Origin of the sequence: Ureibacillus manganicus DSM 26584 (assembly GCF_000772945.1) — a bacterium.
Lineage (GTDB): Bacteria > Bacillota > Bacilli > Bacillales_A > Planococcaceae > Ureibacillus > Ureibacillus manganicus.
The window spans coordinates 118,243-143,636 of record NZ_JPVN01000006.1 but is presented as its reverse complement, the minus strand read 5'-3'; the positions used below and the strand labels follow the sequence as shown (position 1 = coordinate 143,636).

Sequence of the window (25,394 nt, the reverse complement as noted above, 5' to 3'; positions counted from 1 at the left end):
TACTCCTTAGTCCCTTTTTAATAACTCTATTTATTTTCTTTTAATAGATGCAGCGTTAATCATTTCATCTGATGTTGGAGCGAAATCAATTTTATCGCTTACACCGATGTTAATTTTTTCTTGATAAAGCTTAATGAATGGTACTTCTTCTGCTGCAATTGCAGAAATTTCTTGAATTTGTTTTTCACGTTCTTCTGGATTCATATTAGAAGCAGAAGCCGCTAACAATTCTTCAATTCTATCGTTTTTGTAATCTGTATGACCTGCCATACGTTCAGCACGGTACCAGTCTACAGAATACGCGCCGTCAAACATTGAATTTCCTAACCCAAGTAAGTAAGCTTCTTTGTTTTCATTTGCATTACGCATTTCAACAAAATTACTCCACTCTAAAAACTCAACATTCACTTTTACATTAACAGCTGCAAGCATACCTGCAATCATTTCTGCTACTTCAGCATCTTGTAAGTAGCGTCCACGTGGAGCTTGAAGAGTCATTTCAAAGCCATCTGCATATCCTGCTTCAGCAAGTAATGCTTTTGCTTTTTCTACATCATAATTGAAAGTGTTATAAAGGTCAGGGTTATCACCAAAGTTTCCTGGACCTACCATTGTCTTAGTAGGAACTGCTCCACCTTTAAGAACAATATCCGCTAAAGTTCCATCATCAATTGCATAGTCTAACGCTTGACGTACACGAACATCTGCGGTTGGTAATCCTTCAGTTGCACGCATGATTAACATAATTACACGGTTTGAAACTTCTTGTACAATAGCTGTACCTTCATTTGAATTTACACGGTCCCAGTCAGCTGGAGGAATATTAACTGCGATATCTACTCCGCCTGTTAATAGTTCAGATACACGTGTTGAATTTTCAGGGATTACACGGAATACAACTTCATCCCATTCTTCTACTTTACCGTTATAGTAGTTTTCGAAAGGAACTAGAGTAATATGATCATCACGAACCCACTCTTTAAATTGGTATGGGCCTGTCCCGATTGGGTTTGCTAGGAAATGATCAAAGCCGTTTGCCTCGATATAGTTCTTTGGAAGAATACCAGATCCTAGACGAGAAAGTCGGTGGAATAGAGATGGTTCTGGAGCATGAGTAACAACTCTAAACGTTAACTCATCAATAACTTGTACTTCTTTAATTTGCTTATAGTTTGGATATTCTTTAAGCTTGTCATCCTTAGCTACTCTTTCTAACGTAAACTTAACGTCTTCAGAAGTAAGTGGGTCACCATTGTGGAAAGTAACACCTTCGCGTAATTTCATTTCAACAGTTAAATCATCAATAATTTCATATTCCTCTACTAATTCATTGATAATATTGCCACTTGCATCCTTTTTGAATAAGTAGTTGAACATATTTACATGGACTGCTTCAGTAGAAGTGTTGTTGTGGTTATGGATATCGAAAGAAACCATATCTGAACCGACAGCAATTGTTAAAGTTTTATCAACTTGTCCATTGTCAGTCGTTTTGTCTGTCTCTTTTTGACCATTATCAGTAGTTTCACCTGTAGACGTTCCGCCAGAACATCCTACTAGTAAGATCGCACTGATAACAAATAGAAAAATTCCCCAAAATGCTTTTCTTTTCATCATTTGCCCCCCTAATATTTTTTCTTTTCACTCTATTTCGTTAATAGAAGATTAATATTATACCAATAATATTAATATTCAAAATAATAAGTCATATTTATATTAAAATCAACACAATTTTTATAAATATGGCGAATTTTGGCGAAATTGAAGTCAAAACACCCTATAAACATTGGTAACAAAGGTTACTTTTGCTCGATTAAACTAAATTTTTCTCAAATAAAAAACGCCCTAATCTTTAGAATAGTAAGATTATTAAAAATCTAACTACTCCGAATTGGGCGAGATTTAATAGAGTTCTAACACTCTACTACTTTTTTACAAAAGCTTTTTATGCTCTTTTTGTTAAATACTCCAGCATTTTCTCAGGCTCGTCTGTAAATATTGCATCCACACCAATATGAAGTAACGGCTCAAGATATTTTGTTTCATTAACAGTCCAGACACGGACAATAGAACCTTCTGATATTGCATCAAGCACTGGTTTACGTACTGCTGTTGGCAGAGACACATGCAATGCTTTTGCTGGGAGTTTTTCTTGATATTTAGCAACATCTAAAATCATATTCACGAACAACGCTGCGTTTTCCACATCTGGTGCAAGTTTTGATATTCGATTTACAGCTTCATGGTCAAACGATGAGATTACAACTCGGTCCAACATACCCTGAGCTTTCACTTCGCTTAGAACCATTTCCTCCATCCCTGCATATACAAAAACATCTGATTTAAGCTCAATGTTAATATGATGATGTGTGTCTTTAAACACTTCAAGTACTTCAGCTAGAGTGGGAATGGCTTCACCTGCAAACTCTTTACTAAACCACGAGCCATAATCATACTGGCGAAGCTCATTTAAAGTCATATCTTTAACATACCCTGATCCGTTAGATGTACGATCAATTTTCTCATCGTGTATAACAACCACACGGGAGTCAGTAGTTAGATGAACATCAAACTCTACTCCTTCTATAGGTAACATTGCAGTGGCGCAAAATGCTGCCAGTGTGTTTTCTGGATACTTTGCAGAATACCCTCTGTGTGCGTAAATTTTCAACTCGAACATTCCCCTTTTTACCAAAGTTTTTACTAACAAATTTTCAATCTATGGTTTGTATATGAGTGAAGATGATAAATAGTACAAAAGAAACGCATCGATTTCTAAGTATATATCAATGCATGTTTTTATAATTATCTAAATAATCATTCCAGGTCACGTTCAACTAAATAGCGAACTCGGTCGTCTGTTACCGGAACAATGTCCAATAATCTATATAATTAGTCCATCAATTAAAGCATGAAGTTTAACTATATCTTCATCCAGTAAAATTACTTCTTTAAGAACAAATATCCACATGGTAATATTTTAATACAAACGCATTAAATAAAGGGGCATTAAAATGGTAATTTGGATAATTGTAGCTGAAGTCGCTTTTTGGATAGCTATTGTTATAGGACTTATATTCCGCTATGTATTAAAGTTAGAGAAATTAAGTTTATTTTTTTTCTTACTAACACCATTAATTGATTTAGCTTTAGTCCTATTAACAACTGTTGATCTACAAAGTGGAACTACTGCAACAACAGCCCACGGTATTGCGGCAATCTATATTGGGGTCTCTTTGGCGTATGGGAAGTCGATGATTGCTTGGGCTGATGAGAAATTCCAAGTTTGGTTTTTAAAGAAACCTTCAACGAAAAGAACACTACTGGGTAGAGAAAAAGGTATTTACGAACTAAAAATGTGGGCAAGACATGTCATTGCTTACATACTTGGCAGTGTACTTCTATGGTTAATGATTTTTTATGTTGGACTAGAAAGCACAGAAGCTTTATTTAATGTTTGGAGAATATGGTCAATTGCATTGATCATCGACGGTGCTATTAGTTTGTCATATATACTATTTCCAAAGAAAACAGCATAACGAACATAGAAGGCAGATTTAAATTTAGGAATCTGCCTTTTATATAGATATGAATTTTTTCAGTACTTAAGTTTGTTGACTTTAATATTACCAATCGTTAATATTGTATAAATATGTTAAGTCAACACTAGAACTGAATCGAACCTGTGAAGGGAGACCTGAATTCATGAGAATAAGAAGAATGGTATTTGGTATGCTTACAGTTGTTTTAGCTCTAGTCATATTAGTTGCCATCTTTACAAATAGAACCTCACAACTTACAGACATTGTATCAGAAGATTTTTTAGTGAGTCAGCCTTCTATACAAATCGAAAAAGTCAACGGTACAGAACACACTACACTCGATATTTCAAAATCATCTCAACAAGAAATCCTTTCATTATTAACCCAACTTAATATAAGAAAAACCGACACTACTTATCGTCTTTCAGAGGCAGATTATCGAATTACTTCTAAAACCAACAGAGATTTTGAGCTCTACCTTTTCCTAGATGAAAATATACTCGTCATTAATGATCATAAAAAAGGTTATTTAGTCACAGATGAAACATTTATGGAAAGAGTTGAGGCACTGATCCAGTAATGTTGAAGCTTGGATTTTGAGATTGGTTACGCATTAACTCTCAATTACTATATATTGAAACTTATTGTGCAGTTTAGACGTATCAATATTAATTCATAAACATTAATTGAGGTGTTTTCAATGTTTTGGGGTGGGTTTATAACTTGTCTTCTTGTAAGTCTTCTACTTTTCCTTTTTGGTTATTTAATCGCGCAAAAGAAACAACTTTCGTTAATAGCTGGCTACGATGAAAAATCTTATAAGGGAGACAAAGAGAAATTAGCAAAATCGGTTGGTTCTTTTTGTACGCTTATTGGTGTATTGACAGTTCTTCTACCAATTGGTTTAGAATTTATCGGTTCTTTCATAGGTATTATATACACAATTATTGTTATTGCAGGAACTATTGGATTAATTATCTATATTAATTTAATCAATAGAGCATAAAAACAAGGGAATCAACTATTGATTCCCTCGTTTAATTGGATTGATTATTGGTTTAACAAAGTTCTTATTGTAGGAAATGAATTATCGGCAGGCTATCACCCACCGATTTTTCATACTAACTATTCTTTTACCCTCATTAACCTCATACTATTTAACGAAACTAGTAAAGTTGCTCCCATATCCGAAAAAATTGCAATCCAGAGAGTTAACCATCCAGGTACAACTAGTAATAACGCGATAAGCTTTATCCCTAACGCAAAGGCGATATTAGTTTTGATAATAGTTAATGCTTTTCTACTCAGTTTAATCGTGAAAGGAAGTTTAGTTAAATCGTCTGCCATTAATGTTACGTCTGCTGTTTCGAGCGCCGTATCTGTTCCAGCACCACCCATAGCAATTCCTACAGTGGAAGCTGCTAATGCAGGTGCGTCATTGACACCATCCCCTACCATGGCAACTTTTCCGTATTCTGACCGTAACCGTTTGATTGTGTGTAACTTGTCTTCAGGTAACAGTTCAGCTTGAATTTCTGATACCCCTACTTTACGTCCAATGGCCATAGCCGCGCGTTCATTATCCCCTGTAAGCATGACCGATTTCTTTATTCCTAACTTATGAAGTCTATCTAGCATCGATTTACTTGATTCTCTCACTTCGTCTGCTACAGCAATAATTGCAAGGACTTCTGATTGCTTACCAACAATCATAGTAGTTTTACCTTCAGATTGTAGATTAACTAAACTTTCTTCTATGGATTTACTAACGGCTATTTCTTGAAATAATCTTGGATTTCCCACATAGTAAACAGTTCCACCAATAGAACCTTTAATACCTTTCCCTGTAATGGACTCAAAGTTTTCAACGACCACGTTTTGATAAGGTACTCTAAGTTCATGAGCCTTTTTCACGATTGCAGATGCTAATGGGTGCCCTGAACGATTTTCTAGAGCCGAAACAATGGTGAGTACTTTACTTTCATTCACTTGTTTACTTACAATTTTAATATCAGTTACAACTGGAACACCTTTTGTTAACGTCCCCGTTTTATCAAAGGCGATAGCTTTTATACCGCCCATTTCCTCTAGATATATTCCACCCTTGATCAATACCCCTTTTTTCGCAGCATTACCAATTGCAGACACAATGGAAATAGGTGTAGAGATTACTAATGCACATGGGCAACCAACCACTAATACAGACAATCCTTGGTACACCCAAGACTCCCAGCTTCCATTGAAAAATAAAGGTGGTACGACGGCTACCAAAGCGGCAATAATCATAATAATTGGCGTATAGTATTTTGCAAATTTATCGATAAAGGCTTGAGAAGGTGCACGTTCTGCTTGTGCTTCCTCTACAAGTTCAATTATTTTCGCTATTGTAGTATCTTTCACTAATTTCGTTACTTTAACTTCAAGTAAACCATCTTCATTTAATGTACCCGCAAAAACTTCGTCATTAAGAGATTTTGATACCGGGACCGATTCACCTGTTATTGCTGCCTGATTCACAGCTGAACCGCCTTTTACAACAACACCGTCCATAGCAATTTTTTGACCAGGTTTAACAATCATAATATCGCCAATCGCAATTGCTCCAACATCAATCATCACTTCTTGACCATGTCGTCGAACAAGCGCTTCTTTTGGAGCAATATCCATTAACGAACGTATCGATTTCCGTGCTCGATCCATCGAATAGCGTTCAAGGGCTTCACTAATTGCAAATAAAATTACAACAATGGCACCCTCAGCCCATTCTCCAATGATTGCCGCACCTATAATAGCTACCGTCATGAGCGTTTTCATATCAAAATCTAATCGGACTAAATTCTGTAATCCTACTTTAAATAAAGAATATCCACCAATTAAGATGGCTGCTAGGAACAGTAAAACTGTTACGAGATTTTCTTCACCATTCGTATAAGTTGAAATATAACCTAAGACGATTAATAAAGTTGAAAATAATAATTCTTCATACTTTTTTACGAACGGAACTTTCACTTCTTTAACCTTATCCTTATGAGCCTCTGCCGTTTGCCCATTGATTTTTTCTGGAATAATTTTTAACTTTTCGAACGCTCCTGCCTTCTCTAGGTCTTCAATCGTTGTTTGCCCTATAACAGAAATTTTAGATGCACCAAAATTCACTTTCGCATTTTGAACACCAGGAAGTTCTTTGACGTTTCGCTCAAATTTACCTGCACAGTTAATACAGGAAAATCCCTCAACACGAAATACTTGTTCATTTGCAGCTTCTTTTACTTCATTCAACTTTCGCCCCCTCCTTTTGATGTGCAAAAGCTACCTCGATTAGTTTTTTCACATGGTCATCATCTAATGAGTAGTAAACTAATTTACCTTCTTTTCTGTACTTGGCTAAACCTAGATTTCTCAGGAGTCTTAAGTGGTGTGATGCTGTTGCTGTTGTAGCACCAACTATATTGGCAACATCACATACACATAGCTCATCTACAGAAGCAAGAGCGTATGCAATTTTAATACGTGTATCATCTGATAATGCCTTGAATATTTTCGCGACATCTATAGGATTTTCTTCTTTTAATTGATTTTGTACGCGTGTTACCTTTTCTTCATCTACACACGTCACTTCACATACATCAATATCTTTTACCACTCTGTTCACCTCATACATTCAAACGTTTATTTGATTATTTATTTTAATATATTCCAATGAGAATAGATGGTTACATGGATATTTTTCACCATCTAAAATAATCTTCCCCTTATCCTTTGTTATTCCACGCTCATGACCTATTATCCCTTACCCGTTATTTACATCATTAATTTCTATCCAATAATAATTAGAAGTAAAACCTTTAGCCCAATTAATATGACTATCGTGTCTAACATACACTTTATCCTTCCCCATTATTCAAATACCCATTTGATTGTTATCATCATCATATACCTCATTACTCAAACAGTCAAATATCCATTTGAATATGTTGCTGAATCACTCACTAATTTATATCCACAAATCCCACCATCTATAAATTCCTTTATGAATGGTTGAGGAGGATTTTGGAAAAGATGTTAAATACGTATACATTCACACATTTAATATGTATAAAGTTGTGAAACAACACTTCACAGTATTGTTCTTGGTTTGTCATTTTGGAATCATTGTCCTATTTAGCTGATTATTTTATGATGGAATAGCTGAAGTTTATTCAAACATACCTTTGTTTATGGAATATGTTATGAATATGCTCGAATATTATTGGAGGTTTCTTATGTTTAAGAAAATATCATTTTTCACAGTTGTCCTTATATTTACTTTTGTGAGTACTGTATTTGCTCATACAGGGTTACAAAGTTCTAATCCTCAAAATGGTGAAGTCATTAATGAGGAATTAGATCAAATTACATTAACATTTGAAGGAAATATTGAACAAGGCAGTATTTTTACACTTCAAAATGCAAATGGTGAAACAATCACAGTCGAAAATATTACTGTCAATGCAAATATTTTAACAGGAGACTTTTCCACTCCTCTAAAGAATGGTGATTACACAGTTGACTGGAGTATCATCGGGGAAGACGGACACCTTATTGAAGATAATTTCACTTTCTCTATAGACGCTTCTTCTGCTGAAACAGTTGAAGAACAAAATAGTACAGTCACATCAGAAGATGAGGAAAGTGAAACAGAAGTCACTACCCAAACAAACGAGGAAATAAATGAAGTAGTTCAAGCAAATCCATCTGAAAACACAGACACCGATTCAAACGAAGGAAATTCAAATTTACTGTTTATTATCATAGGTGTATTAGTGGTCATCATGATTCTTAGTGCAGTATTTTTAGCGAGAAGAAAGAAATAGTAATGTTGGTTATTACAGTTACTAGTCAAGCTTTGTTATATCTATGTGTTGCACTCTGTATAGGTTATTTCATTTTGTCTTTTGTTCCTAGAACAGCCCAACCAAAGATTATAGTTCCGTTAATAGTTTTAATGATGGCTATTGTAGGAATAGCCATCTTTTCATTTTTACCAATTTTACAGAACATTTTATTTTTATCTTCTAGAATTGGATTTGGTGAATCCGTTCGAACTGTATTACTAAATTTCCATACCGGAAAAGCTTGGATTCTTACATTAATTGTAACTACTATAATTTTCTTATATGTTCTTATGTTCGGAAATTATAAAAATAAGTTATATGGTTTCGTTGGACTAGCTCTATCAATCGTATTAATTTTGACATTAGGATGGTCGAGCCATGCTAGCACTATCGATCGAGTTTGGGGATTCATAGGAGATTCATTACATCTACTTGCAGTAAGTATTTGGATAGGGATTTTAATAGTTGTCAGCTGGTTTTCGAAAAATACTACCAATTGGTTAAAATTTTTAAAATGGTACACACCTGTTGCCATCATTTGCTTGCTTGTAACAACTCTCTCAGGAATCCTTCTCATGAACTTCATGGTAAATTGGAATGAATACATAAAATCATGGTTGGTTCCTTATGGACAAGCCTTATTGTGGAAGCATTTATTCATTATCCCGTTACTTGTTTACGCATTAATAAATGGTATCTTTATTCGCTGGAGATTAAAACAATCTCTCAGCTTCAACCCAAGACCTTGGGTAAAAATTGAAAGTATCATTGCTCTATTCATATTTTCAGCGACAGCTGCATTAAGTGAACAATCTCCACCTAAAGAAACTGTGCTCAATGACAAAAATTTCTCTGCTTTATTTAATACAGTTTATCAAGGACAAGTCTATCCTGAAATGGCCATAACCCTTAGTTTGAATATGACGAGTTTAACCTTGATCATTCTAGCAATCCTATTCTTAGGTTTAAGCCTTTTGTCATTTTTGAAAAAAGCACCAGCCCTTTTTTCTTTTCTAATGAGTATTTGTTTAGTCATTTGCGCTTATTTAGCACTCATGTTCAGTATTCAGTAACTATCTTTGAACTGCGTCACTTTAATGTGGCGCAGTTTTGTTGTTTTCATTCTTACTCACTACTGTGTAATACATTTTTTATTATGTTAAAACTTCACTTCATCTGGGATATTTAGTAAGATTATCTTTACGATTACCGCTCGAAACTACAACTTTCTATGATAGGAGGATTTGTAAATGTCTGAAACAAAACAAAATACCAGGGATTCATTTTCACTTCACCCAGATTACCAAAAGGAAGTGGAACGACTCGATTACACTAGAAATTATATGGAAGACATCTTAAGGAAGTCACAAGAAGACCTCTTATCAGCTAACACGAAAATTAAAGAATCTATGGCAAACGTTGAATATTTAGACTCCAGTGATAGTTTCATAAATATATTGACGAACTCCCGCTTTTTTGAACTAGCCCGAACTCAAAAGGAAAGTTTAGAAGCCGTTAGACAAAAGCCTTACTTTGCCCGCATCCATTTTCAACGTCCAGAAGAAGCAGAAGAATTTTTATACATCGGAAAAACTTCACTCATTCATAGTGAAACCTTTGAGCCAATTATTGTAGATTGGCGTTCTCCTGTTGCCAACGTCTATTATGATGGACGGCTTGGGGATGTAACCTACTGCGTAAGAGATGAAGTATATTCAGGTCACCTATACTCCAAAAGACAATACAAAATAGAAGATGGGACACTATTGAGTTTTCAAGATATTGATTTAACTACGAACGATGAACTTCTTCAAGAAGCACTTTCTGGTAAAGCTGACGTTCGACTAACGGAAATTGTGGCAACTATTCAGGCAGAACAAAACGAAATTATCCGTGCTCACTTGCGCCAACCAATTCTTGTCCAAGGAGCTGCAGGAAGCGGAAAAACAACCATCGCCCTACACCGTATTTCCTATTTCCTTTATACAATGGGCGAACACTTCAACCCCCAACAACTTATGATTCTAGCTCCTAATAAATTATTTATAGAGTATATCGGTGAAGTTTTACCTGAACTTGGTGTAGATCGAATTTGCCAAACAACCTATGCTGAATATGTACAAAACGCAACAGGCATAAAACTAAAACTACAAGATCCAAATGAACTGCTTGAACAAATCATTGAAGATAACGCTCCCCTCCCCACTTTTAACATTCCAAAAGTGAAAGGGTCTATGGAATATAAAACAATCTTAGATCGATACATTAAACTCCATGAACGAAATCTTGCATCCCTATTTGATGAGGATGTCTTTATTGAAAAGTATAGAATCATGCGTGGTAGTCATCTAAAAAAACTCTTCCTTGAAGAGTTTGCATACATGCCGATTGAAAAACGACTGGAACGAATTAAGAAGGTTGTTCAAACAGAAGTGAAGCGGAAGTCAAAGGCTGTTCTCGATTCTTTAAATGCACGCTATGATGAGATGATTGGTAAGGCTTTGAATGGATTCCGAGATCCTGAGAAAAGAAAGCGTAACGTAACTCGGTTTATTGACGAACGGGATGAACGAATACCTAAAATTAAAGCAGAAATAAAATCAACTGTTGCAAACTACATGCGTCGATTTGAAAAAGTAAAAATTAAAACAATGTATCGCAACTTATTAACTGATCGTGTATTGCTTCGTGAACTAGCACCAGAATGGTCATTTGAAGAACAGGAGAAATTTATCCGTACTCACGCAAGGGAAAAATGGGCATTGGAAGATCTGGCTGCAATCTATTATTTACACGCGCAAATTAAAGGAGTTAAAGATGAGTGGAAAATGAAGGTCGTTTTTATCGATGAAGTGCAAGATTATAGTTTGTTCCAACTTGCTGCGTTAAAAACGGGGCTTGAAACAGACATGTTCACGATGGTTGGAGATTTAGCTCAAGGAATTCATAGTTACCGTTCTCTGACGGAATGGGACTCAGTCTTAAAGCTATTCCCTCGTGCGAATTATTTCACATTACAAAAGAGCTATCGTACAACGATTGAAATTATGGAAGTGGCCAATAAAGTGTTAGCAAAAATGGATGAAAACTTACCTTTAGTTGAGCCAGTAGTACGACATGGAAACCCACCAACCTTTGTTCAAAATGATGAATTTAATCCATCAAAGATACGTGAGATATATGAAGCGATTAGAAAGAATGGACATCGTTCGATTGCATTAATATGTAAAACATCTGACGAAGCTGCTTATTTTGCAGAAACTTTAATCGAAGAAAACTTAGATGTAGAACTTCTAACTGAAACTTCCGAGCTTGGCCAATCGAAACTTCTTGTTTTGCCAAGTCATTTAGCCAAAGGGTTAGAATTTGATGCCGTGATTGTAGCTGCCTTTTCGTTCCCGTATAACGATACACCAATTGACCGAAAACTATTATATGTCGCATTAACAAGAGCTATGCATGAGTTATATTTAGTTGGACCGAGTGAGGAGACGTTTTTATTGGTGTAGTTATCCACTTCAAAGCACAAATACTTTAAACAAATGCGCGATGAATGTAACCAAAAGAAAAAGCCGTTCTATCAATAGTGAATAGAACAGCTTTACTCTCTTGGGGGTAATCGAAATGACTTTTGTTTTTTCCCGATTTTGTTTGAAAAAAATTTGCGAATCGTTTTTAGAAAAGATCCCTTTACTTTCTTCTCAGTTTCTAATTCTTTAGATTGCGGCAATGCTGGCATCCTCATTTTATCATTCTCCTTTCCATATATTATATTGCTACAATATGTAAAATATTCTATATTTGAAGGTTTATTTTCCCTATGAGGTGAATTATTATTTTATTTTTCGTAAATTTAGGGAATGAAATGAATGGGATTGCAGAAGTGAATAAAAAATTAAAGGCTTGATTCATAAATAGAATCAAGCCTCATCTTTATCCAAAACGTCCAGTAATATAATCTTCCGTTCTTTGGTCTTTCGGAACTGAAAAGATTTTATCTGTTTTATCAAATTCTACAATCTCACCATTTAAGAAGAATGCAGTTCGATCCGATACACGCGCTGCTTGTTGCATGTTATGAGTAACAATAACGATTGTATAATCTTGTTTCATATCAGCAATCAATTCTTCTACTTTTAAAGTCGAAATTGGGTCTAATGCAGAAGTCGGTTCGTCCATTAAAATGATTTCAGGTTTCATAGCAATAGCTCGCGCGATACAAACACGTTGCTGTTGACCACCCGATAAACCAAGTGCTGATGATTTAAGACGATCTTTTACCTCATCCCAAATTGCAGCGCCACGTAGACTTTCTTCCACAATTTTATCTAATTCTTTTTTATTTTTAATGCCTTGACCTCGAGGGCCGTAAGCAACATTATCATAAATACTCATTGGAAACAAGTTCGCTTTTTGGAATACCATTCCAACCTTCGTTCTTAGCTTAATCACGTCATTAGATTGGTAAATGTTCTCATTATCAATCGTAATGTCCCCTGTTATATTCACACCATCAATCAAATCATTCATACGGTTAAGAGTTCGTAGAAATGTTGATTTACCACAACCTGAAGGGCCAATTAAAGCGGTAACCTCTTTTTCCTTAATATCTAACGATAAAGAGTAAAGTGCCTGTTTTTCACCATAAAACAAACTTAAATCTCTAACACTGATTTTTGTATTTTCATTTGATTGTTCTGTCATTTGTGGTAGATCTTCCTTTATATCTTTATTGTGTTTACCCATTATTGTTGTCATCATCATCACCTCTTTAGTAATTAGCCTTATTGAAGATTTTTGAAATTAGCGTTGCTATTAGGTTTAAAGCTAAAATAATTACAATTAAGACAATCCCAACAGCTGCTGCAAGCTCAATGTCCCCAGCCTCTTGTGTTACTAAAAATGAGTGAACCGTTAACGTTCTTGCTGATGAGAAAATGCTTTCTGGTAATGCTGCTACTGTTCCTGCTGTTAAAAAGATTGCGGCTGATTCACCAACAATTCTTCCGATTGATAATATGATACCAGCTAATATACCAGGCATCGCGCTAGGTAGAATGACTTTATATAATGTTTGAAGCTTTGTGTTTCCTAATGCTAAAGATCCTTCACGATAGCTACGAGGAACCGTTTTAAGCGATTCTTCTGTTGTTCGAATAATAACTGGCAAGATAATAATTGTTAATGTCAATGACGCTGCGATAATTGACATACCTAGTTTTAAAGTAGTTACAAAGAAAACAGCACCAAACAATCCATAAATAATCGAAGGAATCCCCGTTAAACTTTCTGTTGCAAAGCGAATAAGTCTTACTAAACGCCCTTGTTTTGCGTATTCTTGTAAATACACAGCAGCTAAAATCCCTATTGGTGTAGCAATGACTAATGAAATCACGATTGTATAAATCGTTGTAACAATCATTGGCCATATTCCGCCACCACCTGTTGGAGAATAATCCCCAAAGATAAAATCAAAACTTATTAAACCGATACCTTTATAAAAAATATACCCAACAATCGTTACAAGAATGGCAATTGTTAAGAGCGCAGATAACCAAAGAAGTCCACGTAATACATTATCTTTAAAACTTCTCAACTTAATGACCACCCTTCGAACTGATTCTTGCTAATACAAAATTCAATATTAAAATGAATGAGAATAACACAATACCTGTCGCAAATAACATCTCTTGATGTGTTCCTGCAGCGTATCCCATTTCTAATGCGATATTTGTTGTTAACGGACGTACACTGTCTGTTAAACTTGTTGGGATAATGAGACTGTTTCCGGCTACTAAAATAACGGCCATCGTCTCACCAATTGCTCTACCCATACCTAATACAATTGCCGTTAAAATACCTGATTTAGCAGCTGGTACAACTACTTTAAATATAGTACCAATGTGAGATACTCCTAATGCTAAAGAGCCTTCACGATAAGTTTTGGGAACAGCTCTAATAGCTGTTTCTGAAACTGTAACAACAGTTGGTAACATCATAATTGCTAAAACAAGAATTACTGCAATTAAGCTTTGTCCTTTTGCTAACCCTAGATTATTTTGTAAAAAAGGAACAATTACAGCTAAACCGAAAACTCCATATAGTACAGACGGTATTCCCGCAAGTAACTGTACCGCTGGTGAGATAATTTTCGCTAACTTCTTAGGTGCAATTTCAGCTAAAAAGATCGCTGTAAATAATCCAATTGGAACACCAATAATTAGCGCACCGATAGTAGCATAGATAGATGCTACTATCATAGGGAAAATTTCAAACTTATCTTCACTTGGGACCCAATCGTCTCCAAATAGAAAATCGATAAAACTATATCCCTCTGCTACAAAGGGAGTAATCCCTTTAATGAATACAAATCCAATGATTAACAATAAACTAATAACAGATAACAGTGCACAGATTAAAAAAAGTCTGCCTGATAATTTCTCAAGAATATATTTTCTTTTATTTGTTTTTTCAACCGGCGGGCTTGACATTCTTCATTCCTCCAAAAATTGTTTACATCACTAAGTAAACAACAGCTAAAGATTATTCAATATATTAATGGTTTATTTAATCGGTATTACACCTGACTCTGAGACAATCTTCTGTCCTTCTGGGCTTAAAATGAAATCAATAAATTGTTGCCCCTTCTCACTTAGGTTTTCTTCTTTATGGACAAATAAGAATGGTCTAGACAATTTATAAGTTTCATTTAATACATTTTCAGCTGTAGCTTCTACCCCATTTATTTTTATCGGGGAAATCGAGTCATCAATGTATTCAAAAGATATAAACCCTACTGCATGCTTATTTGTAGCAACAGTTGTTTTAATATTCCCGTTTCCACTTGCAACAATTGAGCTTCGAATAAGTTCACCGGAAGAATAACCAACGATTTCTTGGAAGGCATCTCGCGAACCAGAACCATCTTCTCGAGAAACAACAACAATTTCTAAGTCTTCTCCACCAAGTTCCTTCCAGTTCGTAACTTCACCAGTAAAAATCTGTTTTACTTGTTCTACCGTAAGATCTTTGACTTTATTACTTGGATGGGCCACAACAACGATACCATCATAGGCAACAATCGTATCAATTAAGCCATTGGCGATTTCTTCTTCCTTTAAATCCCTAGAGGACATACCAATTTCTGATACACCACTCGTTGCATTTGTAATACCTGCAGAAGAACCGATTTGGTTTACTTCTATATTTATTTCAGCTTGTTCTTCATATTTAGCTGCTAATTTTTCCGCTAATGGACCAACTGATGTGGATCCTGATATTGCTAAAGTATAGTTATTACCATTTGATGTTTCACCATCATCTGACGATGGTCCACATGCTGATAATAAAACCGTTAAAGGAAGGGCTAGTAATCCTAACGTTCTAATTGTTTTTAACATAACTTTTATACCTCCGAGACATGAGACATCAATTAGCCTACTCTAGAATAATTATGATGTGTAAATTTACAACCACATTATTGTAAAGGTTTTGTAAATTTATTAATTGGCAGTAAATTGGATGTAAAAATTGTTGAAATTTGTCTATAATTATGTAAATATTTTCTTCCTTTATAGTAATCCTAAAATTTTTAAAAAACTGTTAGTAAAAGGGTGCCTCAGAAGTTTAAATAAATACTTCACAGACACCCTAATTACAAATATTAATATTAAGTTTTAATGTTAAGTTACAAAGAGAAAAGTGTATATTCCCTGTATTTCGGAGATTGGTCCAGATGCGTTTCATATAACGCGACCTCACTGATTGTAAAAGAGAAATCTCCACCTTCACTGTTTTTCAATTCGGGTAATTTTTCATGTTCCAATGGTTTTTCAATTCCCCATTTTCTTGCAATAGTGATATGAGGTTTAAACGGCTTTTTATCTAACTTAAAACCCGTATCTAGACATGCTTTAAATACCTTTTTTTGCAGAAGATTTATCTCATCAGATTCTTTAACACCCGCCCAAAAAATACGAGGTGATTTTGCTGGCCCAAAAATCCCCAATTTGTTTAATGTTAGCTCAAATGAGTCTTCATTTTTCAGAAGATCAGCAACCTTACTCAAAACTTGATCTAGCATTTCTTTCTCTGCAAAACCTAAAAAGGCTAATGTAATATGATAATCCTCTGGATGTACCCATCTTTTAAAGGGATAATGCGCATCATGCATTTGAACCCAACGATTCAGATAAGTTTTTACTTCATATGGTAATTTGACGGCAAAGAAATAATGATGATTGTTTGCCATAATGTCATTCCTTTACTAATTGATTCTTTAATTAGTTTCATCATTCACATCAAACCAACAATTTAACCACTCACAATTTTTAATCCAATTGCAGAAATAAGGATCATTGCAATGAAAAAGATTCTTTTCCAATTTTTTGATTCACCATAAAAGAGCATTCCTACGATTGTGCCACCTACAACTCCAATACCAGTCCATATCGCATAAGCTGTTCCCATTGGGATTGTCTCCATGGCGTATTGTAACAAATATAAGCTGATTCCAAATCCTAATAACATCAATGCTAGCGGTTTCCAGTTTCGTTTAACACTATACTGATTCATCATTGCCACAAAGAATGTTTCAAATAATCCTGCAAATATTAAAGCAATCCAAGCCATTACTCATGTCCCTCCTCTACCTCTGCCTTCTTTTCTTCCTGATCAGTTACTAATTTCAAACCAATAACTCCAACAAGTAGAAGAATGATAAATAGTAATTTTAGAAAGTGTACAGGCTCCCCGAAAAATAAAATTTCAGAGATAACAGCACCCGCTGCTCCAAGTCCAACAAATACTGCATAGGCAGTTCCCGTCGGCAGATATTGTGTTGCTGTAATTAAAAAGTAATTACATGCAAGAATAGCTAAAATTGTTCCTGACCAGGTCCATACATCGTAAGAATGAGCTAGCCCAATTACCCAAATGACCTCTAACACTACTGCAACTAGCAGTTTTATCCAATGTTTATTCATCATGTACCTCCTTTTTTTAAACAAAAAAGCCCGAGAGATTACTATAAATAGTATCTCCCAGGCTTTTATCCTTCCGTGTTACACGTTGTCACACGTGCGTTTTCTCTCGGTCCAGACCTCAAATGAGCGGAACCCTAGAAAACTTTTTTATCCAATTGATTTGTATTATTGCACATTCACAAATACGATTCAAGTGTTCTTAATAATTTTCAATCTTCTTAAACTTTCGATATGATAGTTTTAGAGTATTAATGTGGGTGGTGATGGCATGTCAAATGAAAAGGAACGATACGAACAAAATGAATCAGAGCCAATTAGCGAAGATGAAGAATTTCTAGAGCTTGTTTTAGAAGCACAGAAGGAAGCTTTAGAAAAAGCACGGGAAGAACGACTTGCCCGGTTGGCTGGTGAAAAGGTTAATCCAAAACGACAACCTCCATTTGCAAGATTCCTAGCCTGGTTGATTGCCATCATGTTAGCTTTTAGCACGTTTGCTGTGATTTTTGAAATATTTTCTATTCCTGCAGTAGAGTTCATAAAAAAATCAGCTTCACTATCATTTCAAAGCGATATCCAAGATTATAAAAAGTCAGTCGTACAAATTTCAACCCAAGACAGTAAAGGGACCGGTTTTACAGTAACTAAAGACGGGTTAATAATAACAAATGCTCACGTGATTGAAGATGCATTGTCACTAACGGTCTACTTCCCCGAAGATGGAATATACGAAGCAGAGGTAATTGAAAGCTACCCTGAAATTGATATTGCATTTATACAAGTTGAAGGGGAAAACCTCCCACACTTAAATTTGGCAAAAACCTATGAATTCACCTTTAACGAGGCAATTTACTTTATAGGTAATCCTCTATTCTTTACGGGTATTGCTAACGAAGGACGCATTCTAGGGACAAAAGCACTTTCTGATTGGAAAGATGCTGTCTATATGATGGATGCGCCAGTATATAAAGGTAATAGTGGTAGTCCCGTGATTAATATGGATGGGGAAGTAATTGGCGTTGTCTTTGCAACGATTGATGATAAAGAACATGGAAATGTAGGGTTGTTTGTTCCAATTGACCTTGTACAAGACCGTTTGAATGATTAATAAAAATTGAAAAGGGAACTGGCTCATTTATATTCGAGTCAGCTCCTATTATTATTCTACAATTTCTAAATAATCACTGACGCGATATTTCTTTAAAACCTTTTCTTCTTCACCGGTCAACGTAACCTGAACAATGGCTGCTTCAAATGTTTGTTGTATTTGTTCTTCGCTTATTCCCTTTGTATAGAGGACAAACTCCATGTAGTACTCTGCATAATCTTCACTGTCGTTGTCGAGCTCCCATCCACTACCGAACCAATATCGGTCAAAACCATCTATTGATTTCATCAAGTCCTTCCACCCTTGAAACATCTCAACTTCTCTTGAAATCACATCCTGGCCATGTTCCACTTTAAACGTAAAAGTAAACTTTCGGAAGTCATCCTTCGTTGCATCAGGTACCTCGTGTGTTCCAACATACGAAAATTCTTCATCTGTTAGAGGTGCGATTTGCGGTTCGACAATTACTTTTGAACTCGCTTCAATCCCTGTATCTAGAAAATTATATGATCTAAAGTCTGTTTGGTTAATAATAAATAAGGCTACTGATGCTGTTAGAATCAATGCTAAAATAGGAAATTGCCATCTTACCTTTTTCACTCGCTTTTCTTGAATAGTTTGAAGAACATTTCTAATAACTTTTTCCTTACTTTGCGAAAGATCTCTCAACTTCTCAATTTTTTGTTTATTCATTTAACAGCACCTCCCATTCCACTTCTACTAATTTGTTCTTTAGCAGTTCTTTCCCTCTTGTTAGACGTGTCTTTACCGTACTCTCTGTAATATTTAGAAGTCTTGCAATCTCTTTAATCGGCATTTCCTCAAAATAATAGTACATAATTGGTTCACGCTGTTTAATCGGTAGGTTTAATATCGCTATTTCAATTAATTTTTCTTCATCATTTCTAACGAGGCTATCTTTTACTTTTACACCCCGATTTCATGAACAACTTATTTTGGAATAGCACTTTTCGATAGGACCAACTTTTCAAATAGTCTTTGCATTTATTCATTGTCATTTTTGATAAAAAAGCTTTTAAATCTCCACGTTCCTCATAATGGTGTTGGTAATTATAGAATTTAATAAAAACATCCTGCACTATATCTTCCGCTCTATATAAATCTTTCACATAATAGTAGGCAATTCGTAACAACAAATCAGTGTAATTCTGCATTATTTGTTTCAGTTCTTCCTCTTGCATCAACTTCTCACTCCCCTTTCCACCTTATAAACGAGGCTAACTATTAAGAAGTTTGTTTTTTCTATATATTGTCATGATTGAATTAAAAAAAGAACTAGAAAGGTAAACTACTCTCTAGTTCTAAATAAAAATTTTAACCAAGCATTTCCTCAGCTAAAAGCCTATATACTTTCAATCGCATTTTTTGTGAATGGGGAATCGTACAGATCATTGCTTCATCAAAGCCGTATAGTTCTTGTTCTTGTCTTAAAAAATCCCCAACTTCTTTTGCAGTACCGACAATATTCAATTTACGATTTTCTTCAATCCACATTTTGTCCATCTCTGTTAACGGATAGTCTTTTGCTTCTTCAGGTGTTAGACGAGGTGCATTGACTTGCCCGCGCATAAATAACATTCGAGAGATATCCGCAGGTTTTGCTTCGAATTCCGCTTCCTCTCTTGTCTCCCCTACTGTAACAAAATAGGAAACCATAATCTCTGGTTTTTCCATAAATGCAGAGGGCACAAAACTTTGACGGTATGCATCAAAGATTCCTTTGTTCATGAAACCATTGAAAAATTGCGCATAAGAATAACCCACACCTCTTCTACCAGTCTCTATTGCACTATTTCCACTGGAACCTAAAATCCAAGCTTCAGGTAGAGGGATATGATTTGGAGAAGCAGTAACTCTTTTATAATATGGATTTTCAGGAATTTCCTCATTAATAAATGCTAATGCAGCATCAATCTTTTCATAAATATTTTCCACTTCTGGTCTGCGTCCGTCTGATAAAGCATACATAGCATACTGATCTCCACCCGGTGCTCTTCCAATGCCAAAATCAATTCTTCCTGGTGCAAGGGCGCTAAGTGTCTTAAAATTCTCTGCCACTTTATATGGTGAATAGTGCATAATCATCGTTCCGCCAGTACCAACACGAATACGATTCGTTTTCGCGGCAATGAAGGCTGCTGTAACTTCAGGGGCTGAACTAGCAAATCCCTGTGTATTGTGATGTTCTGCCATCCAAATTCGTTCATATCCTAATTCTTCTGTTACAATAGCAAGCTCAACTGCTTTTGCTAACGCGTCCTGTGCTGTATTTCCTTTTGTGATCGGTGCTTGATCCAATACGCTTAATCGCATCAATTGAACTCCCCCTTTGTTGATACTTTTCGTTTTCCAAACAATTGCTTAATCATTTCAATTGTAACGAACAACCTTCTAAAATATCCACTTTATAGACTTACCTAAACTCATTCATTTCAATTCCAAAATTCGAGTTTAAATTGTTTCGACAATAATATGTTGAATAAAACGACATTTCGTTAACCATTTAATAACTATTCAGTCAACTTAGTTGACAATAAGTTTAATTGACCTTATTAACAAAACCAACTGTAATGTCGGTTTTCACATTTATACAGTGGTGCATAATCTTTTGTAGCAAAACGATAAATGTTTGATTTTATTCGACAAAGCCTTTGTTGAATATACTTTTATTGTAAACCTCGTTGACAAATTGTTATTAACTTGTTCTTGTAAAAGCTGTTTTTAGAGCGATTTCAATTATTTGATGGTGTTTAAATATCTATTGTAAAATAACACCTCAAACCTTTGCGTTTAGTTAGCACTTTAGCACCTCACGATAATAATTCCGTCAACTGATTTGACATAAAAAACTATACTATTTATCTAATCTATTGATTTTAACGAGAAAACTTTAAAATTCCACATAGTTACAAAACTATACAACGAAACTATTCTATTTTACTGTATGCCGTCGACAATTCGACTTTAGTCCATTGCAAGTATTGTAAACTACATTGACATAAAACTTATAAATCTATGCAGTATATTTTGAATTTGGATAGATTAATAGTCTTGCAAACCTTTAAATTCGCCCCATAAGCTAATGCATAAAGCTCAAACTTTATTTCAACCTTATTCGACTTATTAATAGTCCATCTCCCCTTTTTTATAGTCCACAATTGAATTTTACACATAAAAAAATGCGAGAGGATTGACCATCCTTCTCGCAAAATCATCTATATTACCCAGTTTGCCTTCAAAATATCCTTTAGTATAAGTAATCGATCTTCACCAATTATTAAAGCAACTTTATTTTCAAAATTGGATTTTAACTCTGTATGTTTATCGCAGCATTGTACCCCTAATTTGGTTAAACTTATGCATTTATCTCTCTTACTATTTTCAGAATTGCTAATTTCTACTAAGCCTTTTGCCTGTAAACTTTTTATATTTTTATGGGTTGCTTGTCTTGTTATTGTAACATTTTTTGATACATCTGAAATGGTTGGTTTATATCCATAAATTTTATGCATGATGTACCATTCCGTTTGTGAAATCTTTATATCACTCTGTTCCTCCCACAAACTCTCAATCATATGTCGTACATACTCGTGTTTCTCTATTATTAAGTTTACTAAACCAACATTATTTAGATGTTCAGTCAAAATGAGCACCTCTTCTACTAAATTGTCACTATTACTATAGAAGAACGTCATTTTATTGTCAACCAAATTGACATTTTTATATTTCCATGTTACACTAGTATTGTAAACTTAGTTGACAAAAAATACCCGAATAGGTGGCGACTGTATGTATAGTGTTGGGGATTTAATCATTTATTCTTCCCACGGCATTTGTGAAATTGACGATATTACAGAAAAAAGTTTTTCAAACCAAACAAAAACTTATTATGTAATGCATCCTATCAATGATTCTAAACTTGTTATAAATGTACCCATTCATAGCGATAAAATAAATTTACAAGATGTTGTTAATAAAGCAACTGCTGAGAAAATCATAGATTCCTTCAAGCATCCTGGTGTAGATTGGATTGAAAAAAACAACCACCGTATTCATATTTTCTCAGAAGCTATTAAAAATGGTGATCGATTTGAAATTGCAAAAATAGTAAACACTTTGATGGTTAAACAACATGACAATGAATTTCTTGGCAAAAAGCTAGGTTCACAAGATATGAAGTTATTAACGTCCATTCAAAATATACTATTTTCAGAACTTGCACTCTCATTAGAAACGACGAGCGACGAAATTTACAATCGTGTTGTGAAAAGTTTGCAACATCAATTCTAAGTTCCTATTATTGAGAAAAGGCTTGTCGCCCTTTCTCCTTTTAATTTCCGCTACAACCTCGTATCTAACGCCTCCTATTTTCCTCCTAATAAACTTCAGGCTTCACTGGATTTATTATGAAGATACAATCACGAATTTACAAAAAAGAAGTAATCTTTCCACATTCGTGTGTGAATAGATTACTTCTTTTTTTATGCGTTTATTAAATAATTAATGAATAATCCAATTGATAATAAGAAGCTAAATAAAGTATTAGTAAGGGCTGTCGATTTCATAGCAGTTCGCATTAACGCCGGTTCTTTCACACCATTTTGAAATGCTTTTATAGCAGAAATCGGTTTTGGTAGGCTTAATAATACAACTAATGACCAAGGACTTAGATCCCCTATCATGATTAGTACAATGATCCACAAATACGAAATGAAAAATGAATTCGCTAATGCCATTACTGCAGCATGTCTACCTAGTAATATGGCGAGCGTCTTTCTTCCGCCTCTTGTATCTTCTTCAATATCACGAATATTATTCGACATATTAATTGCCCCAACTAAAATCATAGCTGGAATGGAAATCATGAAACTTAATAACGTTACTGTACCTGTTTGAATAAAATAAGAGATTAATACGAAGCCCGATCCCATTAACGCTCCAGCAAAAAGTTCACCAAATGGAGTATATGCTATAGGAAGTGGACCTCCTGTATATAAATATCCGATTGCCATACCAAACAATCCAACAGCGACTAACCACCAACTACTGCTTGCACAAATGTAAACACCAATTATTGCAGCCAATACATACAATAATATAGCAACTGTTAGTACGTTTTTAGGTTTTAAGCCGTGCCTTACAATTCCTCCACCGATACCAACAGATTCTGCAGTATCTAGACCACGTTTGAAATCATAGTATTCATTAAATAAATTTGTCGCTATTTGTAGCGCAAGACATGCGACCATCATTGCAGCAAACAACAACCAGTTAATGTTTGTATCATACAATGCAATAACCGTTCCTAATATTACCGGTGCAAATGTTGCTGTTAAAGTATGAGGACGTGTCATCTTCCACATAAGTTTTGCAGGACTTATTTCCTTCTTTATATCTTCCATTGATTAATTCAACTTCCTATTAATAATATTTGAAACTACTATTATTTTTTATCAACATAATGTTTGATGTATCTTTCCGTCTATTCATTATAACAAATTCTCTAATAAGTGCGAGAATGAAAGATTATCCACAAAAAGTGTGAAATAACAATTTGTTGTTTGTTCATGAGCATATTAAAAACAGGCTGGGACATAAGTAAAAAGGTACAACCCATTTTCAATTGGGATAGTACCTTTTTGATATAGAGACGTTCGTTTCCGATGCATGCTTCGCGCATCCAGGGGAAGCCATGAGCCTCCGGGAGCTAAAGCTCTCCGGGGTCTCATGACTGCTTCTACGTCCTGCAGGACAAGGAATGCTTCGTTGAATAACATCACAACGAGAAAATGCTTTAGCATTTTCGAGAGAGTCTTCGCATGCCTCGGAAGCGACGACTTTCTAATATAGCGTTAGCAGATTTTTATTATACGTAATACTGACTTTTGGTTGAAAATTATCTTTTGTCCCAGCCTCTTTTTGTTTAAAATCAGTCACGGCCACTGCTATACACGTAATAATCCACTTGCATACATTTTTGAAACCCTGCTTTTTCATAAACAGATAGCGCACGTTCATTTTCAATTTCTACATCTAACATAACGTATTTTTCGCCATTTCTTAATGCAAAGTCTCTAGACCAATCAAGTAATGCTGTGCCTATTCCTTTTCCTTGTACTTCTGGATGAACTGCAAAGGCGGTAACCTTTTGAACATCGCCTTCTTTAGAAGTAGTTAAAGTACCAACTACATCTCCATTTAGTTCAGCAACCCATAGGATGCTTCCTTCGGTCGTAGTATTATAATCAATTAGTTCCAAAGATTCTTCACGTAAATCACCAAACGCTTCACTAAAAATTTGAACTAATGCATTTTGATCTAATTTAGAATATTGTCTGATATAAATAGGACTATCTGGATTTGCTACCTGAGCCTTTGCCTCAAATGTCGCTTCAGAAAAGCTATATATAAAACCAAAACGCTCTAAGAACCTTTTACCAAAGGTGCTATTTTCGTGAACAAGGGCTAGCTCCCCTTCTGCACCACGTTCAAACAAACCTTCATGTAGCACTTTAAATAGCGCTGTGCCAATCCCAATTTGTCGATACATGGGAGAAACGACCATTGACCAGTCATACGTTTCAAGTCCCATTATATCAATAGCACTTGCTACACCAACTAATTGGTTTAGTTCGTCATCATACGCTAGTACAAAAAAACCTTTACTATATAATTCTTTACTTTCACGCAAATTCAGCAAAGAACAATAACTTACACGGTCAACATTCCCTGCTTCTACACATAAAGTTTTAATTTCATCAAATGTCTCAGTATCTATTGGAAAAGATGCTTTTATAATTGAAAAATTCATGGCTAAACTCCAATTCTTTTTTACACTCCATATAATTTTAGAGTTACATAGTATGAA

The 25,394-nt window shown here is 35.0% G+C and carries 27 protein-coding genes and 1 riboswitch; of the genes, 8 read left to right on the top strand and 19 right to left on the bottom strand.

The window, feature by feature from the left end:
• Positions 1 to 30: 30 nt before the first annotated feature.
• Together CD29_RS06585 and CD29_RS06580 are read right to left on the bottom strand one after the other, a co-directional pair.
• Positions 31 to 1,614, bottom strand: coding sequence for an ABC transporter substrate-binding protein (locus tag CD29_RS06585; protein WP_036184421.1), 1,584 nt, complete (start codon positions 1,612 to 1,614; stop codon positions 31 to 33).
• A gap of 331 nt (positions 1,615 to 1,945) precedes the next feature.
• On the bottom strand, positions 1,946 to 2,671 hold the full coding sequence (locus CD29_RS06580; RefSeq protein ID WP_036184420.1) for a glycerophosphodiester phosphodiesterase: 726 nt from the start codon (positions 2,669 to 2,671) through the stop codon (positions 1,946 to 1,948).
• 343 nt (positions 2,672 to 3,014) lie between these two features.
• Here CD29_RS06580 and CD29_RS06575 point away from each other — a divergent pair, with 343 nt between their 5' ends.
• From CD29_RS06575 to CD29_RS06565, 3 genes are all read left to right on the top strand, one after another.
• Positions 3,015 to 3,539, top strand: coding sequence for a hypothetical protein (locus tag CD29_RS06575; RefSeq protein ID WP_036184419.1), 525 nt, complete (start codon positions 3,015 to 3,017; stop codon positions 3,537 to 3,539).
• Between the two features lie 166 nt (positions 3,540 to 3,705).
• The gene (locus CD29_RS06570) at positions 3,706 to 4,122 is read left to right on the top strand and encodes a hypothetical protein (RefSeq protein ID WP_036184418.1); all 417 of its coding nucleotides are present in this window, start codon (positions 3,706 to 3,708) and stop codon (positions 4,120 to 4,122) included.
• A gap of 120 nt (positions 4,123 to 4,242) precedes the next feature.
• The gene (locus CD29_RS06565; RefSeq protein WP_036184417.1) at positions 4,243 to 4,548 is read left to right on the top strand and encodes a DUF3784 domain-containing protein; all 306 of its coding nucleotides are present in this window, start codon (positions 4,243 to 4,245) and stop codon (positions 4,546 to 4,548) included.
• A gap of 119 nt (positions 4,549 to 4,667) precedes the next feature.
• Here the strand turns inward: CD29_RS06565 and CD29_RS06560 are convergent, their stop codons facing one another.
• Both CD29_RS06560 and CD29_RS06555 read right to left on the bottom strand, forming a co-directional pair.
• Positions 4,668 to 6,821, bottom strand: a complete 2,154-nt coding sequence (locus CD29_RS06560; RefSeq protein ID WP_036184416.1) for a heavy metal translocating P-type ATPase — start codon at positions 6,819 to 6,821, stop codon at positions 4,668 to 4,670.
• Positions 6,814 to 7,185, bottom strand: coding sequence for an ArsR/SmtB family transcription factor (locus CD29_RS06555; RefSeq protein WP_235801790.1), 372 nt, complete (start codon positions 7,183 to 7,185; stop codon positions 6,814 to 6,816). The genes CD29_RS06560 and CD29_RS06555 overlap by 8 nt, the downstream gene beginning before the upstream one ends.
• A gap of 619 nt (positions 7,186 to 7,804) precedes the next feature.
• Here CD29_RS06555 and CD29_RS06550 point away from each other — a divergent pair.
• The 3 genes from CD29_RS06550 to helD all read left to right on the top strand — a co-directional run bounded on the left by CD29_RS06550 (position 7,805) and on the right by helD (position 11,925).
• Positions 7,805 to 8,395 (top strand): copper resistance protein CopC, encoded by a 591-nt coding sequence (locus CD29_RS06550; RefSeq protein ID WP_052124027.1) that lies wholly within the window; start codon positions 7,805 to 7,807, stop codon positions 8,393 to 8,395.
• A gap of 2 nt (positions 8,396 to 8,397) precedes the next feature.
• On the top strand, positions 8,398 to 9,489 hold the full coding sequence (locus CD29_RS06545; RefSeq protein WP_036184414.1) for a copper resistance D family protein: 1,092 nt from the start codon (positions 8,398 to 8,400) through the stop codon (positions 9,487 to 9,489).
• A gap of 177 nt (positions 9,490 to 9,666) precedes the next feature.
• The gene (gene helD, locus CD29_RS06540) at positions 9,667 to 11,925 is read left to right on the top strand and encodes an RNA polymerase recycling motor HelD (protein ID WP_052124026.1); all 2,259 of its coding nucleotides are present in this window, start codon (positions 9,667 to 9,669) and stop codon (positions 11,923 to 11,925) included.
• Between the two features lie 92 nt (positions 11,926 to 12,017).
• Here the strand turns inward: helD and CD29_RS20185 are convergent, their stop codons facing one another.
• From CD29_RS20185 to CD29_RS06505, 8 genes are all read right to left on the bottom strand, one after another.
• Entirely contained in the window at positions 12,018 to 12,161 is a 144-nt protein-coding gene (locus CD29_RS20185; protein WP_156111876.1) for a hypothetical protein, read from the bottom strand.
• 188 nt (positions 12,162 to 12,349) lie between these two features.
• A complete protein-coding gene (pstB, locus tag CD29_RS06535; RefSeq protein WP_036184534.1) occupies positions 12,350 to 13,120 on the bottom strand; it encodes a phosphate ABC transporter ATP-binding protein PstB in 771 nt (256 codons plus the stop codon).
• Between the two features lie 67 nt (positions 13,121 to 13,187).
• Entirely contained in the window at positions 13,188 to 14,012 is an 825-nt protein-coding gene (gene pstA, locus CD29_RS06530) for a phosphate ABC transporter permease PstA (RefSeq protein ID WP_036184412.1), read from the bottom strand.
• Position 14,013: 1 nt separating this feature from the next.
• Entirely contained in the window at positions 14,014 to 14,907 is an 894-nt protein-coding gene (gene pstC, locus CD29_RS06525) for a phosphate ABC transporter permease subunit PstC (RefSeq protein ID WP_036184398.1), read from the bottom strand.
• A gap of 72 nt (positions 14,908 to 14,979) precedes the next feature.
• Positions 14,980 to 15,816 (bottom strand): phosphate ABC transporter substrate-binding protein, encoded by an 837-nt coding sequence (locus CD29_RS06520; protein WP_036184396.1) that lies wholly within the window; start codon positions 15,814 to 15,816, stop codon positions 14,980 to 14,982.
• Between the two features lie 287 nt (positions 15,817 to 16,103).
• Positions 16,104 to 16,667, bottom strand: a complete 564-nt coding sequence (gene thpR / locus CD29_RS06515) for an RNA 2',3'-cyclic phosphodiesterase (protein WP_036184393.1) — start codon at positions 16,665 to 16,667, stop codon at positions 16,104 to 16,106.
• Between the two features lie 62 nt (positions 16,668 to 16,729).
• Positions 16,730 to 17,047: a DMT family transporter gene (locus tag CD29_RS06510; RefSeq protein ID WP_036184390.1), complete on the bottom strand. Its 318-nt coding sequence runs from the start codon at positions 17,045 to 17,047 to the stop codon at positions 16,730 to 16,732.
• The gene (locus tag CD29_RS06505; protein ID WP_036184388.1) at positions 17,047 to 17,400 is read right to left on the bottom strand and encodes a DMT family transporter; all 354 of its coding nucleotides are present in this window, start codon (positions 17,398 to 17,400) and stop codon (positions 17,047 to 17,049) included. Before CD29_RS06505 ends, CD29_RS06510 begins: the two co-directional genes overlap by 1 nt.
• Positions 17,401 to 17,452: 52 nt before the next feature.
• A riboswitch (guanidine-I (ykkC/yxkD leader) is annotated at positions 17,453 to 17,549 on the bottom strand.
• A gap of 119 nt (positions 17,550 to 17,668) precedes the next feature.
• Between CD29_RS06505 and CD29_RS06500 the strand changes: the two genes are divergently transcribed.
• Positions 17,669 to 18,505, top strand: coding sequence for a S1C family serine protease (locus CD29_RS06500; protein ID WP_036184385.1), 837 nt, complete (start codon positions 17,669 to 17,671; stop codon positions 18,503 to 18,505).
• 51 nt (positions 18,506 to 18,556) lie between these two features.
• Here CD29_RS06500 and CD29_RS19590 read toward each other — a convergent pair whose 3' ends face one another.
• From CD29_RS19590 to CD29_RS06475, 5 genes are all read right to left on the bottom strand, one after another.
• Positions 18,557 to 19,198 carry a hypothetical protein gene (locus CD29_RS19590; RefSeq protein ID WP_052124025.1) on the bottom strand — a complete coding sequence of 214 codons (642 nt, stop codon included), beginning with the start codon at positions 19,196 to 19,198 and terminating at the stop codon, positions 18,557 to 18,559.
• Positions 19,191 to 19,364, bottom strand: coding sequence for an RNA polymerase sigma factor (locus tag CD29_RS20645; RefSeq protein ID WP_235801793.1), 174 nt, complete (start codon positions 19,362 to 19,364; stop codon positions 19,191 to 19,193). Before CD29_RS20645 ends, CD29_RS19590 begins: the two co-directional genes overlap by 8 nt.
• A 55-nt stretch (positions 19,365 to 19,419) precedes the next feature.
• Positions 19,420 to 19,707, bottom strand: a complete 288-nt coding sequence (locus CD29_RS20640) for a sigma factor (RefSeq protein WP_235801792.1) — start codon at positions 19,705 to 19,707, stop codon at positions 19,420 to 19,422.
• A gap of 133 nt (positions 19,708 to 19,840) precedes the next feature.
• The gene (locus CD29_RS06485; RefSeq protein ID WP_036184382.1) at positions 19,841 to 20,839 is read right to left on the bottom strand and encodes an LLM class flavin-dependent oxidoreductase; all 999 of its coding nucleotides are present in this window, start codon (positions 20,837 to 20,839) and stop codon (positions 19,841 to 19,843) included.
• Between the two features lie 902 nt (positions 20,840 to 21,741).
• A complete protein-coding gene (locus CD29_RS06475) occupies positions 21,742 to 22,179 on the bottom strand; it encodes a MarR family winged helix-turn-helix transcriptional regulator (RefSeq protein WP_408056606.1) in 438 nt (145 codons plus the stop codon).
• 136 nt (positions 22,180 to 22,315) lie between these two features.
• On the opposite strand from CD29_RS06475, the gene CD29_RS06470 reads away from it, so the two are divergent.
• Positions 22,316 to 22,816, top strand: coding sequence for a CarD family transcriptional regulator (locus tag CD29_RS06470; RefSeq protein ID WP_036184373.1), 501 nt, complete (start codon positions 22,316 to 22,318; stop codon positions 22,814 to 22,816).
• Between the two features lie 191 nt (positions 22,817 to 23,007).
• Here the strand turns inward: CD29_RS06470 and CD29_RS06465 are convergent, their stop codons facing one another.
• Both CD29_RS06465 and CD29_RS06460 read right to left on the bottom strand, forming a co-directional pair.
• Positions 23,008 to 23,928 carry a 1,4-dihydroxy-2-naphthoate polyprenyltransferase gene (locus CD29_RS06465; RefSeq protein WP_036184371.1) on the bottom strand — a complete coding sequence of 307 codons (921 nt, stop codon included), beginning with the start codon at positions 23,926 to 23,928 and terminating at the stop codon, positions 23,008 to 23,010.
• A gap of 527 nt (positions 23,929 to 24,455) precedes the next feature.
• Complete coding sequence (locus tag CD29_RS06460) at positions 24,456 to 25,337, bottom strand: GNAT family N-acetyltransferase (RefSeq protein ID WP_036184369.1); 882 nt, start codon at positions 25,335 to 25,337, stop codon at positions 24,456 to 24,458.
• Positions 25,338 to 25,394 lie beyond the last annotated feature (57 nt).

Excerpts from the sequence above, each read along its gene's own strand:
- CD29_RS06585 (WP_036184421.1), bottom strand. The coding sequence starts at position 1,614 with ATGAAAAGAAAAGCATTTTGGGGAATTTTTCTATTTGTTATCAGTGCG.
- CD29_RS06575 (WP_036184419.1), top strand. The coding sequence starts at position 3,015 with ATGGTAATTTGGATAATTGTAGCTGAAGTCGCTTTTTGGATAGCTATT.
- CD29_RS06570 (WP_036184418.1), top strand. The coding sequence starts at position 3,706 with ATGAGAATAAGAAGAATGGTATTTGGTATGCTTACAGTTGTTTTAGCT.
- CD29_RS06565 (WP_036184417.1), top strand. The coding sequence starts at position 4,243 with ATGTTTTGGGGTGGGTTTATAACTTGTCTTCTTGTAAGTCTTCTACTT.
- CD29_RS06550 (WP_052124027.1), top strand. The coding sequence starts at position 7,805 with ATGTTTAAGAAAATATCATTTTTCACAGTTGTCCTTATATTTACTTTT.
- CD29_RS06545 (WP_036184414.1), top strand. The coding sequence starts at position 8,398 with ATGTTGGTTATTACAGTTACTAGTCAAGCTTTGTTATATCTATGTGTT.
- helD (WP_052124026.1), top strand. The coding sequence starts at position 9,667 with ATGTCTGAAACAAAACAAAATACCAGGGATTCATTTTCACTTCACCCA.
- CD29_RS20185 (WP_156111876.1), bottom strand. The coding sequence starts at position 12,161 with ATGAGGATGCCAGCATTGCCGCAATCTAAAGAATTAGAAACTGAGAAG.
- pstB (WP_036184534.1), bottom strand. The coding sequence starts at position 13,120 with ATGACAGAACAATCAAATGAAAATACAAAAATCAGTGTTAGAGATTTA.
- pstC (WP_036184398.1), bottom strand. The coding sequence starts at position 14,907 with ATGTCAAGCCCGCCGGTTGAAAAAACAAATAAAAGAAAATATATTCTT.
- CD29_RS06520 (WP_036184396.1), bottom strand. The coding sequence starts at position 15,816 with ATGTTAAAAACAATTAGAACGTTAGGATTACTAGCCCTTCCTTTAACG.
- thpR (WP_036184393.1), bottom strand. The coding sequence starts at position 16,667 with ATGGCAAACAATCATCATTATTTCTTTGCCGTCAAATTACCATATGAA.
- CD29_RS06510 (WP_036184390.1), bottom strand. The coding sequence starts at position 17,047 with ATGGCTTGGATTGCTTTAATATTTGCAGGATTATTTGAAACATTCTTT.
- CD29_RS06505 (WP_036184388.1), bottom strand. The coding sequence starts at position 17,400 with ATGAATAAACATTGGATAAAACTGCTAGTTGCAGTAGTGTTAGAGGTC.
- CD29_RS06500 (WP_036184385.1), top strand. The coding sequence starts at position 17,669 with ATGTCAAATGAAAAGGAACGATACGAACAAAATGAATCAGAGCCAATT.
- CD29_RS19590 (WP_052124025.1), bottom strand. The coding sequence starts at position 19,198 with ATGAATAAACAAAAAATTGAGAAGTTGAGAGATCTTTCGCAAAGTAAG.
- CD29_RS20640 (WP_235801792.1), bottom strand. The coding sequence starts at position 19,707 with ATGCAAGAGGAAGAACTGAAACAAATAATGCAGAATTACACTGATTTG.
- CD29_RS06485 (WP_036184382.1), bottom strand. The coding sequence starts at position 20,839 with ATGCGATTAAGCGTATTGGATCAAGCACCGATCACAAAAGGAAATACA.
- CD29_RS06470 (WP_036184373.1), top strand. The coding sequence starts at position 22,316 with ATGTATAGTGTTGGGGATTTAATCATTTATTCTTCCCACGGCATTTGT.
- CD29_RS06465 (WP_036184371.1), bottom strand. The coding sequence starts at position 23,928 with ATGGAAGATATAAAGAAGGAAATAAGTCCTGCAAAACTTATGTGGAAG.
- CD29_RS06460 (WP_036184369.1), bottom strand. The coding sequence starts at position 25,337 with ATGAATTTTTCAATTATAAAAGCATCTTTTCCAATAGATACTGAGACA.